A 19,661-nucleotide genomic window follows, 5' to 3' on the forward strand; every position below is an offset into this window, starting at 1 on the left:
GTACGCCGCCGCACAGCCGCCCTCCGGCGCTGCTGTCAGCTCCTGCCATCAGGGGCGGATCCAGGGCCTTTGGCAGACTGGCGGCCATGCGCATCGAACTCGCCACCGAGCCGGGCGATCCCCAACGCCCAAACGAGGACTACGCATCGGTCGCCCTGCCGGCCGCCGGCCAAGGCGGAGCTCTCGTCCTGCTGGACGGGGTGACACCCCCTGAGGAGGACTACGGCTGCCGCCACCCGGTGCCGTGGTTCACCGCGCGCCTCGGTGGCGCAATGCTCGAACTGTCGGTTTCACACCGGGATATGACGCTCGCTGAGGTTCTCTCCTCGGCCATCTCCCGGACGGCCGATACCCACCGGGCGACCTGTGACCTTTCTCACCCCCGCACTCCGCAGGCAACCGTGATCGCCGCACGGTGGTCGGAGGACACCGTCGAATACCTCGTCCTGTCCGACTCGGCGCTGCTCCTGGAGCGGGCGGACGGCTCGGTGCAGCCGGTGCTCGACCCGCGGCTGGACGAACTGCCGCCCGCGGTCCGCGACCGGCGCGCGGCCGTACGGGCACTGCCCCGCGGCTCGGCGGAACGGGCCGCGGCGGGCCGGAAGTACGCCCGCGCGGTCGAGGCGCTGCGCAACGCGGAGGGGGGCTTCTTCACCGCGGCCGCCGATCCGACGGTGGCCGCCCGTGCGGTGTCCGGCAGCGTGCCGCGCTCCGGGCTGCGTTCGCTGACCGCGCTCAGCGACGGTGCGAGCCGCTGGACGGAGGTCTTCCGCGAGGGCTCCTGGGCCGACTGCGTGACGCTGGTGGCCGGGCAGGGTCCGCAGGCGCTGATCGACCGGGTCCGGGCGGCGGAGGCGGCGGACCCGCAGTGCGCGGCGCATCCGCGCGGCAAGGCGCGGGACGACGCAGCGGTGATCTTTGTGGCGCCGTGACGCCATGACACGTGGTGCCGTGGTGCCGTGGTTCGGCTATGTCGTGATGGTGGTGGTGCGGTGGGCTTTCCGGCGCCCGGCTTCGGAGGTTGCCGGGCTTTGTGCGGCGCCGGATTTTTTGTGACGTCGTGACAATCACCGGCAGACGGGAAAATTCTCCCGGCGCCGGGGAACGTCACCACGGCGGCACGGGTCGGGGTGCGGGGCCGCCTCCACCCCCGCCGCGCAAGGCGACACCCCCAGGGGAGGGCCCAGAGGAGAGCCCAGGGCGGTCCCCTAGACCTCGTCCCCCTCCTGCTCCGCGTTCAGCCGGTGCAGCAGGCGGGCGAGTTCGGCGACCTCGGTGCGGTCCCAGGCGGCGAGGCGGCGGGCGTACTGGGCGCGGCGGCCGGTGCGGACGCGGGTGAAGCGGTCGCTGCCCTCGTCGGTGAGGCGGACCAGGACCGCACGGCCGTCGGCCGGATCCGGCTCGCGGGCGATGAGTCCGAGCTTTTCCAGGGCGTGCAGCTGGCGGCTCATCGTGGCCTTGCCGACGCCGAAGAAGCCGGCGAGGCCGGTGGCCCGCTGGGTGCCGGCGTCGGCCAGCCGCATGAGGAGGCCGTACGCGGAGGGCTCCAGGTCGGGATGTACCTCTCGTGCCAATTCGCCGGACGAGGCACGGGCCCGGCGGAGAAATACCGCCAATTCGCGTTCCAGGGCCAGAAATACGTGGTCCACACCAATCTGTTCGCCGTCCGCCGTCATACCGTCGGCTCCGGTGTTGTGCACGTCAGCGCCCCTTCTCGCTTTCCCTGCCCTGAAAGTTTCCGCCATCGGCGGCTGAAGCCGCAGCTCGGCCAGTATTTCGCAGGAGTAGACCAACGGCAGCAGGGTGCCCCTCTTTTGTCACGTCGTTCTACGCGCGTACGTTGCTTCTGGCATGGGCATAACAAGAGCCCGGGCTGTCAACGGTCCGCCGCGCGTCCTGCCCGTCGCACCGCCGCGCCCGCACGCCTGCGCCATGCGGTCAGTTCCCCCCTCAGCTCCTCCCCCTCAGTTCCTCCCCCTCAGCTCCTCCCCCTCAGTTCCTCCCCCCTCAGGTCACCCACCGAGATCTTCGGAGGCACGTATGTCCGTGCTCAGATCCGGCTTCCCCCACCGACCCGCACGTTCCCTCCCGACCCTGGCCGGGGTCCTTCTCGCGGTCCTCGCCCTCCTCCTCGGCCTGCCGGGCACCGCCGACGCCACCGCCGGCGCCACGGCCGGCCGGCGCGCGCCCGAGCCCCGCCACCCCGACCAGGACTGGGCCGGTTCCCAGATCGCCCGGCACGAGGGCACGGCGGCCGGCACCGCACCGCCGGCGTCGTCGCTCGCGTCCGTGGAGGGCGTGGACGTCAGCAGCCACAACGGCAGCGTCGCCTGGTCGACGCTCTGGAGCAGCGGTGTCCGCTTCGCCTACGTCAAGGCGACCGAGTCCACCAGCTACACCAACCCGTCCTTCGCGCAGCAGTACAACGGCTCCTACAACACCGGCATGATCCGGGGCGCGTACCACTTCGCCACCCCCGACACCTCCAGCGGCGCCGCCCAGGCCACCTACTTCGTAGGCCACGGCGGCGGCTGGTCCAGGGACGGCAAGACGCTGCCCGGCGCGCTCGACATGGAGTACAACCCCTACGGCGCCACCTGTTACGGGCTGAGCGCGGCCGGCCTGGTGAACTGGATGAAGGACTGGTTCGCCACCTACAAGGCGCGCACCGGCCGGGACGCCGTCATCTACACCTCCACCGGCTGGTGGAAGCAGTGCACCGGCAACTCCGCCGCCTTCGGTGCCGTCAACCCGCTGTGGATACCGCGCTACGGCTCGTCGGCCGGCGAACTCCCGGCCGGCTGGGGCTTCCACACCATCTGGCAGTACACCTCGTCCGGCGCGACGGTCGGGGACCACAACCGCTTCAACGGCGCGCTGGACCGTCTCAAGGCCCTCGCCAACGGCTGATACGCGGGCGTGCGGCCCCCCTCCACGCCGGGGCCGTACGCACGAGCGGGCCCCTGCCGCACACCGGGTGCGACAGGGGCCCGTACCGTTTCCGCCCGCGTCCGCCGGGCCGCTGTCCTCAGGCCGCGACCTGCATCTCCGGGGCGGCCCCGTTCGCTGCCGGGGTCAGCGCCAGTTCCAGCACCTGGCGGACATCGGCGACCGGGTGGACCTCCAGGGAGTCCAGGATCTCGGCCGGTACGTCGTCCAGGTCCGGTTCGTTGCGCCGGGGAATGATGACGGTGGTGATCCCGGCGCGGTGCGCTGCCAGCAGCTTCTGCTTGACGCCGCCGATCGGCAGCACCCGCCCGGTCAGCGAGACCTCACCGGTCATCGCCACATCCGGCCGGACCTGCCGGCCCGACAGCAGCGAGGCCAGCGCCGTCGTCATCGTCACGCCCGCGCTCGGCCCGTCCTTGGGGACGGCGCCCGCCGGTACGTGCAGATGCACACCGCGCTCCTTCAGGTCGGCGACCGGAAGCTCCAGTTCGGCGCCGTGGGAGCGCAGGAACGACAGCGCGATGTGCGCGGACTCCTTCATCACGTCACCGAGCTGGCCGGTCAGCTGGAGCCCGGAAGCCCCGGTCTCCGGATCGGCGAGCGAGGCCTCCACATAGAGGACATCGCCGCCGGCGCCGGTGACCGCGAGTCCGGTGACCACCCCGGGGACCGCGGTGCGCCGCTCGGCCGGGTCCTGTGCCGCCTCGGGGGTGTGGTGCGGCCGCCCGATCAGCGGGCGCAGCTGGTCCACGCCGACCGTGAACGGCAGCTCCCGCTCGCCCAGTTCGTGCTGTGCGGTGACCTTCCGCAGCAGCCTGGCGACGGCGCGCTCCAGATTCCGTACGCCCGCCTCGCGGGTGTACTCCCCCGCCAGCTTGCGCAGCGCGTCGTCCTCCAGGGTCACCTCGCCGGCCTCCAGGCCGGCCCGCGCCAGCTGGCGCGGCAGCAGGTGGTCCCGGGCGATGACGACCTTCTCGTCCTCGGTGTAGCCGTCCAGGCGCACCAGCTCCATCCGGTCGAGCAGCGGCTCGGGGATGGCTTCGAGGACATTGGCGGTGGCCAGGAAGACCACATCGCTGAGGTCGAGTTCGACCTCCAGGTAGTGGTCGCGGAAGGTGTGGTTCTGCGCCGGGTCCAGGACCTCCAGGAGGGCGGCCGCCGGGTCGCCCCGGAAGTCGGAGCCCACCTTGTCGATCTCGTCGAGCAGCACCACCGGGTTCATCGACCCGGCCTCCTTGATCGCGCGGACGATCCGGCCGGGCAGTGCGCCGACGTAGGTGCGGCGGTGGCCGCGGATCTCCGCCTCGTCCCGGACGCCGCCGAGCGCGACCCGGACGAACGTGCGACCCATGGCCCGCGCGACGGACTCGCCGAGCGAGGTCTTTCCGACCCCGGGCGGCCCGACGAGCGCCAGCACGGCGCCGCCCGCCCGCCGACCGCCGCTGCCTTGGCCCGCAGCGCCGCGCGGCGTCCCCTCCGACGGCCCGCCGGCCGGCCCGAGGCCCCGTTCGGCCCGTCGCTTGCGGACGGCCAGGTATTCGGTGATCCGCTCCTTGACGTCCTCCAGGCCGAAGTGGTCGGCGTCCAGCACCTGCCTGGCGCCGGTGATGTCGTAGGCGTCCTCGGTGCGTTCGTTCCAGGGCAGTTCCAGGACGGTGTCCAGCCAGGTGCGGATCCAGGAGCCCTCGGGACTCTGGTCGCTGGACCGCTCCAGCTTGTCGACCTCCTTGAGGGCGGCCTTGCGGACGTCCTCGGGCAGGTCGGCGGCCTCGACCCGGGCGCGGTAGTCGTCGCCCTCGTCCTCCGGATCGCCGTTCAGCCCGGCGAGTTCCTTGCGGACCGCCTCCAGCTGCCGCCGCAGCAGGAACTCCCGCTGCTGTTTGTCGACGCCTTCCTGGACGTCCTTGGCGATGGATTCGGCGACGTCCTGCTCGGCCAGATGCTCGCGCAGCGTCTCGGTGGCGTACTTCAGCCGGGCGACCGGATCGGCCGTCTCCAGCAGGTGGACCTTCTGTTCGGTGGTCAGGAACGGCGAGTAGCCGGAGTTGTCGGCCAGCGTCGGGACGTCCTCGATCTGCTGGACGCGGTCGACGACCTGCCAGGCGCCGCGCTTGCGCAGCCAGCTGGTGGCCAGCGCCTTGTACTCCGTGACGAGTTCGGTCACCGCGCCGGGCAGGGGGTCGGGGACCGTCTCCTCGACGGTCGTGCCCTCCACCCAGAGCGCGGCCCCGGGCCCGGTCGTGCCGGAACCGATCCGTACCCGGCCCAGGCCCCGGATCAGCGCGCCGGGGTCGCCGTCGGACAGCCGCCCGACCTGCTCGATCCGCCCGAGCGTGCCGATGCCGGGGTAGGTGCCGTCGACGCGGGGAACGAGCAGCACCCGCGGTTTGTTACCCGGGGTGGCGGCGGCCTGCGCGGCCTCCACCGCTGCCCGTACGTCCGCGTCGGAGAGGTCCAGGGGCACCACCATGCCGGGGAGCACGACCTCGTCATCGAGCGGCAGCACGGGCAGAGTGAGCGGTGTGGACGTCGAAGCCATGATCTCCCCTTCGGCAAGCAAGTTGAGCTTTACCAACTCAATGCAGCCGGGGCGGGAGATGTTCCCCCTTGTGCGTTCGCTGTGAGCGATCGGACGCGGCGCGCTACCAGTGGCCGGGGCGGGACAGGCCCTGCGGCAGCTTGGTCGCCGCGTCACCCCTGGCCGCGTTGAGCTGCGACTGGGTCAGGAAGAGGGCGCCGGTGAGATCGGCGCCGCTGAGGTCGGCGTCCCGCAGATCGGCGCCGATCAGGTCCGCGGTCCGCAGATCGGCGCCCTTGAGGTCGGCGGCGATGAGGCAGGCACCGCGGAGACTGGCGCCCCTCAGGGACGCCCCCTTGAGGCGGGCCCCCATGAGATCGGCCCCCCGGCGCTCCTTCTTGCGGCCCGGTACCCCGGCCCGTACGAGTTCGCTGGTACGCAGCAGCAGGGTGTTGACCTCGCCCCGGTGGGCCGGCACATCGAGCGCCGTGAGCTCCTGGGCGCCGGCACGGGTGAGGCCTTCGGTCTTCTCCAGCGCGGCCCGCAGCTCGGCGTGCACCGGGCGGGCCGCGGGACGGGACAGCGCCTCGGCCAGGTACCAGAGGAGTTCGTGCAGCTGCCGCATGACGGGGAAGACGTCGAACATCTGCCGGGCGGTCCCCGGGGCCTGCCGCCAGTCCCGTCCGCCGAAGGTGACCTGGGAGACCTTCTGCCCGGCGCCGAAGCAGTCGAAGACGGTGCAGCCGGAGAAGCCGCGCGGGCGGAGCTCGGCGTGGATGCCGCAGCGGAAGTCCGTCCGCAGATTCGGGCAGGGCCGGCCGGCGTCCTTGTCGATCGCGAAGTCCGCCGAGGCCGCGAACGGCAGTGCCACACAGCAGAGCCCGAAGCAGCTGCCGCAGTCGGACTGCAGGCCAAGGTCGGCGGTGTCCGGCATCGGCTGCTCGTGGTCGGTCGGTGGCATGTGGTCCGGGGACAAGGCGGGTGCACTCCTGCGGGACGGCGGGCGCCGCACGAGGCCGCGCTCGGAAGGGACCACCATTCTCCCAGGCCGCCCCGGCGCACCGCGCCCGACCGGATGCGCCCGCCGCGGGAGGGCAACGGCCCCTTCGCCGCCGGCCGAGTCGGGAAACGGCCCGCGGCAGACCGACCGGGCCAGGAAGACGGCCCGAGCCAGGAAGACGGCCCGGTACCGGCCGGTCGGCCGGCTCCGGAGACGACTCGGCCAGGGCGTCGGCCGGGGCCGGGCGGAGCGCACGGAAAAGCCCGGCGCCTGCCTCCTCACACCCCGTCATGACTGCTACCTTCACCGCATGTTGCAGCGGATGTCCGGAGTCTTCATCGGCGCATTCTTCGGCACGGTCTTCGTGGTCGCCAATGCGCACGCCCCGCTGTATCCCGCGCTCGGCATCGCCCTGCGGGTGCTCGCGGTGCTCACCTTCGCCGGACTGCTGACGCTGGCGCTGCGGGCCGGACGCCTCTCGCGGCCCGCCGACGGCGCCGAGAGCCCACGGGCGGACTGGTTCCGGGGTCGGTTCGCGTTCGTCGTGGGGGCCGAGGCGGTGCTGCTGATCGGCGGCAATCTCGCGTTGCGCGCCGCGGGCGCCCCCGAGCAGACCGCCGTGGCCTGGACCGCGCTGATCGTCGGTCTGCACTTCGTGGCGCTGTCGGCGGTCTGGAAGCGGCGCAGCATCGCCGTCCCCGGCCTCGCGCTGACCGCGCTCGGGGTGACCGGACTGGTCATGGCGGCGACCCCGGCCGTGGGATGGGTGCCGTTCGTCAGCGGGGTGCTGTCCGGCGTGGCGCTGCTGGGCGGCTGCGCCTACGCCATCACCCATACGTACCGCTCGGCCGTGAGCCCGCGGCCGCCGGCCGCTCAGTAGGTCCGCGCGCCCCACAGTGCCGGATGCCCCAGGTCGCCCAGGAGCGGCGCGGGCCGGGCGTGCCGGGTGCGCCAGCGGCGCAGCAGCGGCCAGCTCGCCATCCCCAGGGTGAGCGAGAGCAGATGGCCCCAGTCGGTCATCGGGTCGACGTAGGCGAGCAGATCGGTCACGGCCACGTAACCGACACCGGCCAGCACGGGCCAGCGCAGCCAGGCGGGCAGCAGGCCCGCGAGGGCTCCGATGCTGGTCATCACGCCGAAGCTGATGCCGTAGTCGAGACGGTGCAGCGAGGTCTCCGGGAGCCGGCCGGCGGCGACCGAGAAGGCGACCGGCAGCTCGGTGGCGAGGGTGGCCAGCGCATGGCCGCCGAAGAAGACGGCGGCGGTGCGCAGCCCGCCGATCCGCCGTTCCAGCGCCGTCAGGACGAAGAGGAAGCCGATGGCGTACGCGGAGGTCATACCGCCCGCGATCCACAGGGCGCTGGCGACGAGCACCAGCAGCGGGGCCTGTGCCAGGTGGACGACGTCCGTACTGGAGCCCTGGAGCAGGTCGGAGACCAGCACCGGGTCGGCGTACTCGGCGAACAGCGAGGTGGCCACGAGGAGGAGGGCGTAGCCGAAGGTGAAGGGGGTGCCGGCGGGCGTGGGCAGCAGCCGCCACGGCCGTTGTCGCGGCGGCCGGGGAAGGGCCGCAGGCTCCGCCTCGACGAGGGCCGGCCGGGCGGAGCGCTGCCGGGGGACGCCCGGCAGCAGGCCCGGCGGGACGGCCGGTGCCGCATCCGGCCCGTCGCCCGCCCCCGCCCCCGGTAGGGCGGACGGCGCGCGTTCGGCCCGTGCTCTCGCGGCGGTTCCCAGCCAGCTCACTTGTCCGAGGCCCCTTCCGTCCCTGGCGCATCCGGTCAGCCACGCCCGTCCCCCCGGCCGTGGTTCCCCTGCCTTGTCCTGCGTCTGCGGTGTCCTACGTCGCGGACCAGCCTGCATGCTCAATCCATGAAGAAGCTGTGTGAGTGACATCCCTCACATAAGGCAACTGTCCGCAGAGGCGCCGCGTCCGTCCCGCCGACGGCGGAACCCCTCTCCCTGTCGTTGGACCGGCGCGGCCCGTATTGGCCACCATGGCGCCATGGCTCCCGTTACCCCGACGCAGGCAACGACCGGCCTCCCCGAGGCCCCGCGCACCCTCGACCGCCGCGAGGGCCCGTACGGCGAGGTGGTGCTGCGACAGCGGGGCGGACCCCCCGCAGGCCCCGGAGTTGAGGCCTCCGGCACCCCCGCCGCGCCCGCGGTCTACGAGATCATCGCCAACGGCTGCTTCCTGATGGACACCTCCGACGGCCGGTCCGAGCGGCTGCTGATCGACGCCGCACTGGCCGCGCTGCCGGCCGACCGCGTACGGCCCTCCGTACTGATCGGCGGCCTCGGCGTCGGGTTCTCCCTGGCCAGAGCGGCACAGGCGCCGCGCTGGGGCCGGATCGTCGTCGTCGAGCGCGAGGAGGCGGTCATCGACTGGCACCGCACGGGCCCGCTCTCGGCGGTCTCGGCGGCCGCGCTGGCCGATCCGCGCAGCGAGATCCTGCACACCGACCTGGTCGCCCACCTGCGGAGCCCGGCGGGCCAAGACACCTACGACGCCCTGTGTTTGGACATCGACAACGGTCCCGACTGGACCGTCACCGAGGACAACACCAGCCTCTACTCCCCCGGCGGACTCGCCGCCTGCCGGGACCGCCTGGCCCCCGGCGGAGTGCTCGCCGTCTGGTCCGCGCAGCCCTCGCCGGCCTTCGAGGAAGCCCTGCGAAATGCCGGATTCAGCGGGGTACATACGGAAGAGATCCCCGTTGTCCGAGGCGTCCCTGACGTGGTCCATCTCGCGCGGAAGGGCGCGTAGCCGACAGTCACACCATGCCCGTACGCTGCTGCCCGGCAATACGCGACCACGCATGCAGGGGCGGGCGATGGACCAGACTCAGACAACGCAGGGCGGCGCCGCCGCCACGCCGGGCGCCCAGCGCCGGGTACTGGTCGTGGAGGACGACCCGACGATCGTCGAGGCCATCGCGGCCCGGCTGCGCGCCGAGGGATTCCAGGTGCAGACGGCGACCGACGGCCCGGCCGCGGTGGAGACCGCGGAGGCCTGGCAGCCGGATCTGCTCGTCCTCGATGTGATGCTGCCGGGCTTCGACGGCCTGGAGGTGTGCCGCCGGGTCCAGGCCCAGCGGCCGGTGCCCGTGATGATGCTCACCGCCCGGGACGACGAGACCGACATGCTCGTCGGCCTCGGTGTCGGCGCCGACGACTACATGACCAAGCCGTTCTCGATGCGGGAGCTGGCCGCCCGGGTGCACGTCCTGCTGCGGCGGGTCGAGCGTGCCGCGCTGGCCGCGCACACCCCGCGCACCGGCATCCTCCGGCTGGGCGAGCTGGAGATCGACCACGCCCAGCGCCGGGTGCGGGTGCGCGGCGCGGACGTCCATCTGACGCCCACCGAGTTCGATCTGCTGGTCTGCCTGGCGAACACCCCGCGCGCGGTGCTCTCCCGTGAGCAGCTGCTGGCCGAGGTGTGGGACTGGGCGGACGCCTCCGGGACCCGTACGGTCGACAGCCACATCAAGGCACTGCGCCGCAAGATCGGCGCCGAGCGCATCCGTACGGTCCACGGCGTCGGCTACGCCCTGGAGACCCCGGCCGCATGACGCGGCGCCGGTGGCATCTGCCCGTACGCGAGCTGGGGCGGCGGGTCTGGGAGGGCCTGCGCCCGCTCGACCCCTACCGCTCGGTGAAGGCCGCGCTCGGTGCGCTGGTCAGCGTCTCGGTGATCATCACCACGCTGCTGGTCTTCGTCGCGATGCACTCGGCGACCGAGCTACGGGTGATCACGATCTTCTCGGTGATCGCCTCGCTGCTGATCACCCAGTTCGTGGCCAACAGCCTGACCGCTCCGCTCGACGAGATGACGGATGTCACCCGGTCGATGGCGCACGGTAACTACAGCCGCCGGGTCCGCTCGGAGCGCCGCGACGAGTTCGGCGATCTGGCGAACGCCTTCAACCGGATGGCGGCCGATCTGGAGGCGGTGGACACCCACCGCAAGGAGCTGGTGGCGAATGTCTCGCACGAGCTGCGCACCCCGATCGCCGCGCTCCGCGCCGTCCTGGAGAACGTCGTCGACGGGGTCAGCGAGCCGGACCCGGAGACCATGCGGACGGCGCTGCAGCAGACCGAGCGGCTGGGCCGCCTCGTCGAGCACCTTCTCGACCTGTCCCGGCTGGACAACGGGGTGGTGCCGCTGCACGCCCGGCGCTTCGAGGTCTGGCCGTATCTGTCCGGAGTGCTCAAGGAGGCCAATATGAGTCGCGGCGCCTCCACGCTCGCCGGGGTGGCCGGCTCCGGCACCCACACCCGTACGGATGTCCACCTCCACCTCGACGTCTCGCCGCCCGAGCTGACCGCGCACGCGGACGCCGAGCGGCTGCACCAGGTCGTGGCCAATCTCATCGACAACGCGATCAAGCACAGTCCGCGGCACGGCCGGGTCACGGTGCACGCGCGGCGCGGCGAGGGCCCCGAGAGCCTGGAGCTGGACGTGCAGGACGAGGGGCCCGGCATCCCCGAGTCGGAGCGCTACCGGGTCTTCGAGCGCTTCAACCGCGGCGGCCCCGCCCCCTCGGGCCCCGGCTCCGACGGGGGGACGGGCCTTGGCCTGGCCATCGCGCGCTGGGCCGTCGACCTGCACGGCGGACGCATCGGCGTGGCCGAATCCCCTCGCGGTTGCCGGATCCGGGTCACCCTTCCGGGGTTGGAGTCAACTCGAAGCTGACGTCCGCTGACGTAGGGTCGGTGGTGGGAGCACTCCTGCCCGGGTCCCGCGGTGATCACCCCTACCCGCATACAGGCAAACCTCGTGTGTTTCCCGTCAGGTCCTGCCCCGAAACCCGTCCGGGAATGTGACGTACGCGACGAGTGACCCTCCCAGCCTGCATCCAGGGTCCCAACAGGCGTAGCCTTTATTCCCGCTGTCCACCACCTTAGGAAGCGGAAGAGGGCGGTTGCCGCCGTGTCGCTACAGTCCCCCAACAGCTCGAGCATCTCGACCGACCAAGAGGGGCAGGGTAAGAACCCTGCCGCCGCGTTCGGTCCCAATGAGTGGCTCGTCGACGAGATCTACCAGCAGTACCTCCAGGACCCGAACTCGGTAGACCGAGCCTGGTGGGACTTCTTCGCCGACTACAAGCCGGGCGGCGCCACCGCGCCGGGCCAGCCGGCGGAGGGCTCTGCCCCCGCTCCGGCCGCCCCGGCGCAGTCGTCCCCGGCGGCGCCCGCCGCCGCCGAGCCGAAGCCTGCTGCCGCCGCGCCGGCCACCCCGGCGAAGCCGGCCGCGAGCGCGCCGGCCCCGGCCAAGGCCGCTCCGGCGAAGGCCGCCCCGGCCAAGCCGGCCGCCAAGGCCTCCCCCCAGAAGGCCGACGGCGAGGTCACCGCCGGTCCCGAGTTCGTCACGCTGCGCGGCCCGTCGGCCGCCGTTGCGAAGAACATGAACGCCTCCCTGGAGCTGCCGACGGCCACGTCCGTCCGCGCGGTCCCGGTGAAGCTGCTCTTCGACAACCGCATCGTGATCAACAACCACCTCAAGCGCGCCCGCGGTGGGAAGGTCTCCTTCACCCACCTCATCGGGTACGCGATGGTGCAGGCCCTCAAGGCCATGCCGTCGATGAACCACTCCTTCGCGGAGAAGGACGGCAAGCCGACGCTGGTCAAGCCCGAGCACGTCAACCTCGGTCTGGCCATCGACCTGGTGAAGCCGAACGGCGACCGCCAGCTCGTCGTCGCCGCCATCAAGAAGGCCGAGACGCTGACCTTCTTCGAGTTCTGGCAGGCCTACGAGGACATCGTCCGCCGGGCCCGCGACAACAAGCTCACGATGGACGACTTCACCGGAGTCACCGCGTCGCTGACGAACCCCGGCGGCATCGGCACCGTGCACTCCGTGCCGCGCCTGATGCCCGGCCAGTCCATGATCATGGGCGTCGGCGCGATGGACTACCCCGCGGAGTTCCAGGGCACCTCCCAGGACGCCCTGAACAAGCTGGGTGTCTCCAAGGTCATGACGCTGACCAGCACCTATGACCACCGGGTGATCCAGGGCGCCGCCTCCGGCGAGTTCCTGCGCATCATGAGCCAGCTGCTGCTCGGCGAGAACGGCTTCTTCGACGACATCTTCAAGTCGCTGCGGATTCCGTACGAGCCGGTCCGCTGGCTGCGCGACATCGACGTCTCGCACGACGACGACGTCACCAAGGCCGCGCGGGTCTTCGAGCTGATCCACTCCTACCGGGTCCGCGGCCACGTCATGGCCGACACCGACCCGCTGGAGTACCACCAGCGCAAGCACCCCGACCTCGACATCACCGAGCACGGCCTCACCCTGTGGGACCTGGAGCGCGAGTTCGCGGTCGGCGGCTTCTCCGGCAAGTCCATGATGAAGCTGCGCGACATCCTGGGCGTGCTGCGCGACTCGTACTGCCGCACCACCGGCATCGAGTTCATGCACATCCAGGACCCCAAGCAGCGCCAGTGGATCCAGGACCGGGTCGAGCGCTCGCACAAGTCGCCCGAGCGCGAGGAGCAGCTGCGCATCCTGCGCCGGCTGAACTCCGCCGAGGCGTTCGAGACGTTCCTGCAGACGAAGTACGTCGGCCAGAAGCGCTTCTCGCTGGAGGGCGGCGAGTCCGTCATCCCGCTGCTGGACGCGGTCATCGACTCCGCGGCCGAATCGCGCCTGGACGAGTGCGTCATCGGCATGGCCCACCGCGGCCGCCTGAACGTCCTCGCCAACATCGTCGGCAAGTCCTACGCGCAGATCTTCCGCGAGTTCGAGGGCAACCTCGACCCGAAGTCGATGCACGGCTCCGGCGACGTGAAGTACCACCTGGGCGCCGAGGGCACCTTCACGGGCCTCGACGGTGAGCAGATCAAGGTCTCGCTGACCGCCAACCCCTCCCACCTGGAGGCCGTGGACCCGGTCGTCGAGGGTGTGGCGCGCGCCAAGCAGGACATCATCAACAAGGGCGGCACGGACTTCACGGTCCTGCCGATCCAACTGCACGGTGACGCGGCCTTCGCGGGCCAGGGCGTGGTCGCGGAGACGCTGAACATGTCCCAGCTGCGCGGCTACCGCACCGGCGGCACGGTGCACGTGGTCATCAACAACCAGGTCGGCTTCACCGCCGCCCCGGAGTCGTCGCGTTCGTCCATGTACGCCACCGACGTGGCCCGCATGATCGAGGCGCCGATCTTCCACGTGAACGGCGACGACCCCGAGGCCGTCGTCCGCGTTGCCCGTCTGGCCTTCGAGTTCCGCCAGGCGTTCAACAAGGACGTCGTCATCGACCTGATCTGCTACCGCCGCCGCGGTCACAACGAGTCGGACAACCCGGCCTTCACCCAGCCGCTGATGTACGACCTGATCGACAAGAAGCGCTCGGTGCGCAAGCTCTACACCGAGTCCCTGATCGGTCGCGGCGACATCACGCTGGAAGAGGCCGAGCAGGCGTTGCAGGACTTCCAGGGCCAGCTGGAGAAGGTCTTCACCGAGGTCCGCGACGCCACGACGACGCCGGCCGCCCCCGAGGTGCCGCAGCCCAAGGCCGAGTTCCCGGTCTACGTGGACACCGCGATCTCCCAGGAGGTCGTCAAGCGGATCGCCGAGTCGCAGGTCAACATCCCCGAGCGGGTCACCGTCCACCCGCGTCTGCTGCCCCAGCTGCAGCGCCGCGCGGCCCAGGTCGAGGACGACACCATCGACTGGGGCATGGGCGAGACCCTGGCCATCGGTTCGCTGCTGATGGAGGGCACCCCGGTCCGGCTCGCCGGCCAGGACTCCCGCCGCGGCACCTTCGGCCAGCGCCACGCGGTGCTGATCGACCGGGAGACCGGCGACGACTTCACCCCGCTGCTCTACCTCTCCGAGGACCAGGCCCGCTTCAACGTCTACGACTCGCTGCTGAGCGAGTACGCGGCGATGGGCTTCGAGTACGGCTACTCCCTGGCCCGCCCGGAGGCGCTGGTCATGTGGGAGGCGCAGTTCGGTGACTTCGTCAACGGCGCCCAGACCGTCGTCGACGAGTTCATCTCCTCGGCGGAGCAGAAGTGGGGCCAGACGTCCGGCGTCACCCTGCTGCTCCCGCACGGCTACGAGGGCCAGGGCCCGGACCACTCCTCGGCCCGGATCGAGCGCTTCCTCCAGCTGTGCGCGCAGAACAACATGACGGTCGCGGCGCCGACCCTGCCGTCGAACTACTTCCACCTGCTGCGCTGGCAGGTCCACAACCCGCACCACAAGCCGCTGGTCGTCTTCACCCCGAAGTCGATGCTGCGTCTGAAGGCCGCGGCGTCGGCGACGGAAGAGTTCACGACGGGCGGCTTCCGCCCCGTCATCGGTGACTCCACGGTCAAGGCCGAGGATGTCCGCAAGGTCATCTTCTGCTCCGGCAAGGTCTACTACGACCTGGAGGCCGAGCGCGAGAAGCGCGGCGCGAACGACACCGCGATCATCCGCATCGAGCGCCTCTACCCGCTTCCCGGCAAGGAGCTCCAGGCGGAGATCGCCAAGTTCCCGAACGCCGAGAAGTACCTGTGGACCCAGGAAGAGCCGGCGAACCAGGGTGCGTGGCCGTTCCTCGGCCTCAACCTGATCGACCACCTCGACCTGGCCGTCGGTGCCGATGTCCCGCACGGCGAGCGCCTGCGCCGCATCTCGCGGCCGCACTCCTCGTCGCCGGCCGTCGGCTCCGCCAAGCGCCACCAGGCGGAGCAGGCACAGCTGGTCGCGGAGGCCTTCGACGCCTGAGGCGTCGGGCCGCCGGCGTGACCGGTGGTGAAACAGCGGAAGGGCCCGTCCCCGGTGGGGCGGGCCCTTCCGCATGCCGCGTTCTGACGCGGGGGCTAGACCGGCTGCGGTTCGAAGTCCCAGTACGGGCGGCGGCGGCGCCGGGCGGAGAGGGTGTGCGGGTGCTCGGCGCCCAGCGTCCCGGAGAGCTGCCCGATGGCCTCCTGCTCCAGCTTCGCTGCCTCCTGGCCACGGCGCAGGGCGCGCAGGTCCTCGGCGAGTGCGGTCTTCGCGGAGAGGGTCAGCGGGTGGGTGTCGCCCAGCGCCGCCCTGGCGCGCTCCAGTGTGGCGCGGCCCAGCTCCACGGCGCCCTCCTCGTCGTCCACCCGGTTACGGGCGGCACCGGCGTTCAGCGCACAGCCCAGCGTCCAGGGATGGTCGGGGCCCATCGCCTCGGTCATCCCGCCCAGCGCCCGGTCCGCGAGGTCCAGCGCCTGTGCCGGGTCCCCGAACTCGGCACGGACCAGCCCGACGTTTCCCAGGGCGCCGACGGTGTACGGATGGCGCTCGCCGGCCAGCGCCCGGTAGCGCTCGGCGACCTCCTCGGCGAGGTCGCGGGCGTGCCCGAGGTCGCCGTGCTCCCGCAGGAAGGTGGCGTGGTCCGCGCGCACCATCAGCGTCTCGGGGTGACGGGGGCCCTGCACCCGGCGGGAGCGCTCGACGAGGTCGGCCAGCAGCGTGGCGGCGCGGGCGGTGTCGCCGGAGCGGCGCAGGCACAGCGCGAGGTTGTGCTCGGCGCGCAGCGTCTGCGGGGTGTGCGGGCCCATCACCTGCAGATGCAGCCGGGCGTTGAGCTCCTGGGCGGAGGTGGCGTCGCGGTAGCGGCCGAGCAGGCGCAGCGTACGGGCGTAGGCGGTGCCCGCGTTGAGCGTGAGGTGGTGCCGGGCGCGCAGCTCGCGCTCCCTGAAGGCCAGCACCTCGCGGTGGGTGACCAGCGCTTCCTCGTAGCGGCCGAGCAGCGCCAGGACCGTGCCGAGGTTGTGCCGCGAGGAGAGGGTGCGAGGGGCCTCCGGGCCCAGCAGGTCGGTATAGGCCCGCCAGACGGCGTCGAAGAGGTCATAGGCCTGCTCGTACGCGCCCAGCGCGATCAGGGTGCCGGCCAGGCCGTCCTGCGCCCGCAGCAGGTCGGCATCGGCCGCGTCCCGCTCGGTGGCGAGCTGGTCGACGACGGCGCTGCCGACCGCCTCGGCCTCGCGGTAGCGGCCGAGCCTGCGCAGCATGTTGGCGTGCTGGTGGGTGAGGACGAGCATGGTGCGCTGGGTGGCCGCTAGGCGGGTGCGCCAGCGGGACATGAACTGTTCGCACAGCCGCAGGCCCATGCGGTACTCGCCGCGGACCCGGAGGTATTCGACGCAGTTGAGCAGCAGTTGCTGGACCGCGGGTTCGGGGCTGTCGAGGACGCCGGCCGGCTCCAGATGCGGGATGAGTTCGGCGTAGCGCTCCCAGCAGCGGGTGTCGGCGGGGTTCTGCGGGTCGGCGGTGACCAGCACCCGGCAGGCCGTCGCCGCCATCAGGTCGCGCTCGTCCTCGGTCATGTCACTGCGCAGGAACCGGTGGTAGAGCCGGTGCATCAGCGCGGTCTCCACGGCCGGGTCGGCGTCCTCGGAGACCTGGTAGTCGAGGCGTACGGCGGTGGATTCGGTCAGCCGGCGCAGGGCGGTGTTCCAGCTGATCGGCTCGGCGGCCAGGTCGGCGAGGTGTTCGGGCAGGTCGCCGCGGCGGGCCTGGGCGAGCATCGGGACGGGGATGGTGTCCGGGGCGAAGAACGCGAACAGCTTGAGGAGTTCGACCGCGGCGGGGCTGCGTTCGCGCAGGGTGTTGAGGGTTATGGCCCAGCTGGTCTGGAAGGCCATGGGGTAGTCGGAGGAGATCCGGATGCCGACCAGGCTGGGCTCACCGCGGCGGATCAGCTCGATGTACTCCTTGGGGGACATCGGGTTGGCGTCGAGCCAGGCGGCGGTCTGGGCGAGCAGCAGCGGCAGGTCCTGGACGGCGTCGGAGAGCAGATCGGCCTCCATCGGCGTCAGCCGCGGTGCCCGCCGCCGGGCGTAGGCGACGCTCTCGGCGCGCCGGAAGGGCAGGACCTCGATCTCCTGGGCGCTGCCGGAGCCCGACCAGTCGCGGGTGAGGGTGGTGATCAGGACATGGCCGCGGCCGTCGGGGACCAGGTCCTCGATCTGCTCCATGTCGTCGGCGCTGTCGAAGATCAGCAGCCAGCGGCGGTAGGGGCGGCCGACGCGCAGCGCCTCGTGGACGGCGCGGATGCGGTCGCCCAGCTCCCGGCCGACGGGCAGGCCGAGCCGGGTGGCGAGTTCGGCGAGCTGCTCGCGGGCGGCGCCGCGGTTGGTGGCGCTGATCCACCACACCACGTCGTAGTCGTTGCCGAAGCGGTGGGCGTACTCGGCGGCGATCTGGCTCTTGCCGACGCCGGAGGTGCCGTAGAGCGCGATACGGGTCTCCAGCGGCGGGCCCGCACCGGCCCCGGAGCCGGCCAGCTTGCCGTGCAGCTCTTCGAGGACGTTGTCGCGGCCGGTGAAGCGGTTGTTGCGGCGCGGGATGTTCCACACCTCGGGCGGGTTGTTCGGGAAGCGGGGCGCGCCGGGCGCCTCCTCGTCCACGGCCCGGCCCTGCCCGGCGATGCCGAGCCGCTGCAGCACCCGGCGGTTGGCCTCGCGGGCGTCCAGGTCGCGCAGGTCGGCGGGCCGCAGCAGGGACGCGGTGGCGGGCAGCGACTGGGTGGCCACGCTCACCGCGGCGAACCGGTCGGCGTGCGGGGAAACCACCTCGCGCAGCGCGGTCGTCCACTCCTCCTGTGTCTTGGGGCCGAGCCGGAAGTACCAGTCGTCGAGCACGATCAGCAGCCGGCCCTCGGCCTCCAGCAGCCCCGACAGCTCCGCCACCAGCGCGGTGTCCGCCCGGGGGTCCCAGCGCAGCAGGGTGGTGCCGTGGCCCTGCGCTTCCAGCTGGTGGGAGATCCACGCCGCCCAGGGCCGGGTGAAGCCCGCATAGCTGATGGTGATGTGCTCGTGGGAACCGCTGGGACCGGAAAAGGTGGTCTGCTCGACCATGCGACCGTCTCCCTGGGATGCGATGGTGCGCGCTGCAGAGGCTGTCCCGTCCGGCACGCCCTGGCACTTCGGCACGATAGCCCAAGTGTCCCCCCATATGACGACAGTGCGTCAGGACAGGTCGACGGCACGTCAGTTGAGGGCGATCGTGGCGTCCAGCCGGGCCGCGATATGCCGTATCAGGCGTTCCAGGTCGGCGCAGTAGACGGACGGGTGGGCGAATCCGCCGGTGTCCGCGCGGTAGCGGTGCGCGTAGTTGCCGCCGCCGCACACCTCCACCAGGGCGCAGCCGCGGCACTGTGCCCCGAGGCCGTCCCGGCCGCTGCGGCGGGCGGCCATGCCGGGGTGGGCCAGGGCCTCGTCGAAGGTGTGGTGGAAGACGTCGAGGCCGGTGGCGGCGGCGCCCTCGTAGGTGGATTTGAGCGAGTCCACCTGTTCGATGGCGCCGTCGGTGTCGACGACCAGGGCGACGACGGGGGAGAGACCGACCGCCTCGCTGGAGCTGGGGCGGCCCAGGAGGAGGCCGAGGATTTCGGTGAACACCCGCACCCGGGGTCCGGGGCCGCCGTCCCACCAGAGGTCGAAGACGGTGCACAGCCAGTCGCCGTACGGGGTGCGGCCGGCCGCGGGCCCGGTGCCGGCGGGGGGAGGGCTGGACCAGTTGGCGTGCGGGAGGAGGAAGTCGACCATCGGGGGGTCCAGGGCACGCAGCGAGTCGTGGACCTCGGCGGGGTCGGCGGTGATGTCGATGGTGCACAGGATGCCGGCGAAGGCGTCGGGCCGGTCACGGAGCAGGCGTAGCGCGCGGGAGACCGCGGGCCAGGAGGGCCGCCCGGCGTGGTCGGTCCGGCGGCGGTTGAGGCCGGGCGTGCCGCCGTCCAGGCTGAGGCCGAGCCGGAATCCGGCGGCCGCGAGGGTGTCGATCCGCTCCCGGGTGAGGAGCGTGCCGTTGGTCTGCAGACCGAATTCGGCGGTGCAGCCGCCGGGCAGCGCGGCGCGGATCGCGGCGGCCTGCTCCAGGAGCGGGCCGGGGCCGGTGAGCAGCGGTTCACCGCCGTGCAGGTCGATACGGACCTCGCGCAGCCGGTGGGTGCGGGCGTGTTCGGCGATGCGCAGGGCGGTCTGCCGGACGGTGGCGGCAGGGACGGTCGGCGGGCGGGTGCGCCAGCTGCGGTCGGGGCCGGTGTAGATGTAGCAGTAGGTGCAGGCGAGGTTGCAGCGGCTGTGGACCTTCAGGACGAACTGCCGGAAGGGTACGACGGCCGTCCGGCCGGTCTTCTCCCCCGCCACGGCATCGCCCCCTGCACTCGCCCCGCACCCGTCCGCCTGCGTCGAGGTACGGGATCGACAGCTCCCGCCCGCTGA

The 19,661-nt window shown here is 72.0% G+C and carries 13 protein-coding genes; 7 read left to right on the forward strand and 6 right to left on the reverse strand.

Annotation, left to right across the window (positions count from 1 at the left end; translation table 11 throughout):
• Positions 1 to 86: 86 nt before the first annotated feature.
• Complete coding sequence (locus D9V36_RS14910; protein ID WP_129294204.1) at positions 87 to 932, forward strand: protein phosphatase 2C domain-containing protein; 846 nt, start codon at positions 87 to 89, stop codon at positions 930 to 932.
• Between the two features lie 276 nt (positions 933 to 1,208).
• On the opposite strand, the gene D9V36_RS14915 is transcribed toward D9V36_RS14910, so the two are convergent.
• Positions 1,209 to 1,676, reverse strand: coding sequence for a MarR family winged helix-turn-helix transcriptional regulator (locus tag D9V36_RS14915; RefSeq protein WP_129298417.1), 468 nt, complete (start codon positions 1,674 to 1,676; stop codon positions 1,209 to 1,211).
• A 364-nt stretch (positions 1,677 to 2,040) separates the two neighbouring features.
• Here D9V36_RS14915 and D9V36_RS14920 point away from each other — a divergent pair, with 364 nt between their 5' ends.
• Positions 2,041 to 2,910 carry a lysozyme gene (locus D9V36_RS14920; protein WP_129294205.1) on the forward strand — a complete coding sequence of 290 codons (870 nt, stop codon included), beginning with the start codon at positions 2,041 to 2,043 and terminating at the stop codon, positions 2,908 to 2,910.
• A 118-nt stretch (positions 2,911 to 3,028) separates the two neighbouring features.
• Here D9V36_RS14920 and lon read toward each other — a convergent pair whose 3' ends face one another.
• A complete protein-coding gene (lon, locus tag D9V36_RS14925) occupies positions 3,029 to 5,488 on the reverse strand; it encodes an endopeptidase La (protein WP_129294206.1) in 2,460 nt (819 codons plus the stop codon).
• A 103-nt stretch (positions 5,489 to 5,591) separates the two neighbouring features.
• Complete coding sequence (locus D9V36_RS14930) at positions 5,592 to 6,401, reverse strand: pentapeptide repeat-containing protein (RefSeq protein ID WP_129298418.1); 810 nt, start codon at positions 6,399 to 6,401, stop codon at positions 5,592 to 5,594.
• Positions 6,402 to 6,777: 376 nt separating this feature from the next.
• Here D9V36_RS14930 and D9V36_RS14935 point away from each other — a divergent pair, with 376 nt between their 5' ends.
• A complete protein-coding gene (locus D9V36_RS14935; protein WP_129294207.1) occupies positions 6,778 to 7,347 on the forward strand; it encodes a hypothetical protein in 570 nt (189 codons plus the stop codon).
• Here D9V36_RS14935 and D9V36_RS14940 read toward each other — a convergent pair.
• Entirely contained in the window at positions 7,341 to 8,210 is an 870-nt protein-coding gene (locus D9V36_RS14940; RefSeq protein ID WP_129294208.1) for a rhomboid-like protein, read from the reverse strand. The genes D9V36_RS14935 and D9V36_RS14940 overlap by 7 nt on opposite strands.
• 259 nt (positions 8,211 to 8,469) lie before the next feature.
• On the opposite strand from D9V36_RS14940, the gene D9V36_RS14945 reads away from it, so the two are divergent.
• The 4 genes from D9V36_RS14945 to D9V36_RS14960 all read left to right on the forward strand — a co-directional run bounded on the left by D9V36_RS14945 (position 8,470) and on the right by D9V36_RS14960 (position 15,189).
• On the forward strand, positions 8,470 to 9,234 hold the full coding sequence (locus D9V36_RS14945; protein ID WP_129294209.1) for a spermidine synthase: 765 nt from the start codon (positions 8,470 to 8,472) through the stop codon (positions 9,232 to 9,234).
• A 67-nt stretch (positions 9,235 to 9,301) separates the two neighbouring features.
• Positions 9,302 to 10,039 (forward strand): response regulator transcription factor, encoded by a 738-nt coding sequence (locus D9V36_RS14950; RefSeq protein WP_088799975.1) that lies wholly within the window; start codon positions 9,302 to 9,304, stop codon positions 10,037 to 10,039.
• Positions 10,036 to 11,163: a HAMP domain-containing sensor histidine kinase gene (locus D9V36_RS14955; RefSeq protein ID WP_129294210.1), complete on the forward strand. Its 1,128-nt coding sequence runs from the start codon at positions 10,036 to 10,038 to the stop codon at positions 11,161 to 11,163. Before D9V36_RS14950 ends, D9V36_RS14955 begins: the two co-directional genes overlap by 4 nt.
• A gap of 237 nt (positions 11,164 to 11,400) precedes the next feature.
• Complete coding sequence (locus tag D9V36_RS14960) at positions 11,401 to 15,189, forward strand: multifunctional oxoglutarate decarboxylase/oxoglutarate dehydrogenase thiamine pyrophosphate-binding subunit/dihydrolipoyllysine-residue succinyltransferase subunit (protein ID WP_129294211.1); 3,789 nt, start codon at positions 11,401 to 11,403, stop codon at positions 15,187 to 15,189.
• Between the two features lie 95 nt (positions 15,190 to 15,284).
• Here D9V36_RS14960 and fxsT read toward each other — a convergent pair whose 3' ends face one another.
• Entirely contained in the window at positions 15,285 to 18,296 is a 3,012-nt protein-coding gene (fxsT, locus tag D9V36_RS14965) for an FxSxx-COOH system tetratricopeptide repeat protein (protein ID WP_129294212.1), read from the reverse strand.
• A gap of 132 nt (positions 18,297 to 18,428) precedes the next feature.
• On the reverse strand, positions 18,429 to 19,586 hold the full coding sequence (locus D9V36_RS14970; protein ID WP_129294213.1) for an FxsB family cyclophane-forming radical SAM/SPASM peptide maturase: 1,158 nt from the start codon (positions 19,584 to 19,586) through the stop codon (positions 18,429 to 18,431).
• Between the last annotated feature and the right edge of the window lie 75 nt (positions 19,587 to 19,661).

Source organism: Streptomyces lydicus, assembly GCF_004125265.1.
In the GTDB taxonomy this organism is placed as follows: domain Bacteria; phylum Actinomycetota; class Actinomycetes; order Streptomycetales; family Streptomycetaceae; genus Streptomyces; species Streptomyces lydicus_C.

Excerpts from the sequence above, each read along its gene's own strand:
- D9V36_RS14910 (WP_129294204.1), top strand. The coding sequence starts at position 87 with ATGCGCATCGAACTCGCCACCGAGCCGGGCGATCCCCAACGCCCAAAC.
- D9V36_RS14915 (WP_129298417.1), bottom strand. The coding sequence starts at position 1,676 with ATGACGGCGGACGGCGAACAGATTGGTGTGGACCACGTATTTCTGGCC.
- D9V36_RS14920 (WP_129294205.1), top strand. The coding sequence starts at position 2,041 with ATGTCCGTGCTCAGATCCGGCTTCCCCCACCGACCCGCACGTTCCCTC.
- lon (WP_129294206.1), bottom strand. The coding sequence starts at position 5,488 with ATGGCTTCGACGTCCACACCGCTCACTCTGCCCGTGCTGCCGCTCGAT.
- D9V36_RS14930 (WP_129298418.1), bottom strand. The coding sequence starts at position 6,401 with ATGCCGGACACCGCCGACCTTGGCCTGCAGTCCGACTGCGGCAGCTGC.
- D9V36_RS14935 (WP_129294207.1), top strand. The coding sequence starts at position 6,778 with ATGTTGCAGCGGATGTCCGGAGTCTTCATCGGCGCATTCTTCGGCACG.
- D9V36_RS14945 (WP_129294209.1), top strand. The coding sequence starts at position 8,470 with ATGGCTCCCGTTACCCCGACGCAGGCAACGACCGGCCTCCCCGAGGCC.
- D9V36_RS14950 (WP_088799975.1), top strand. The coding sequence starts at position 9,302 with ATGGACCAGACTCAGACAACGCAGGGCGGCGCCGCCGCCACGCCGGGC.
- D9V36_RS14955 (WP_129294210.1), top strand. The coding sequence starts at position 10,036 with ATGACGCGGCGCCGGTGGCATCTGCCCGTACGCGAGCTGGGGCGGCGG.
- fxsT (WP_129294212.1), bottom strand. The coding sequence starts at position 18,296 with ATGGTCGAGCAGACCACCTTTTCCGGTCCCAGCGGTTCCCACGAGCAC.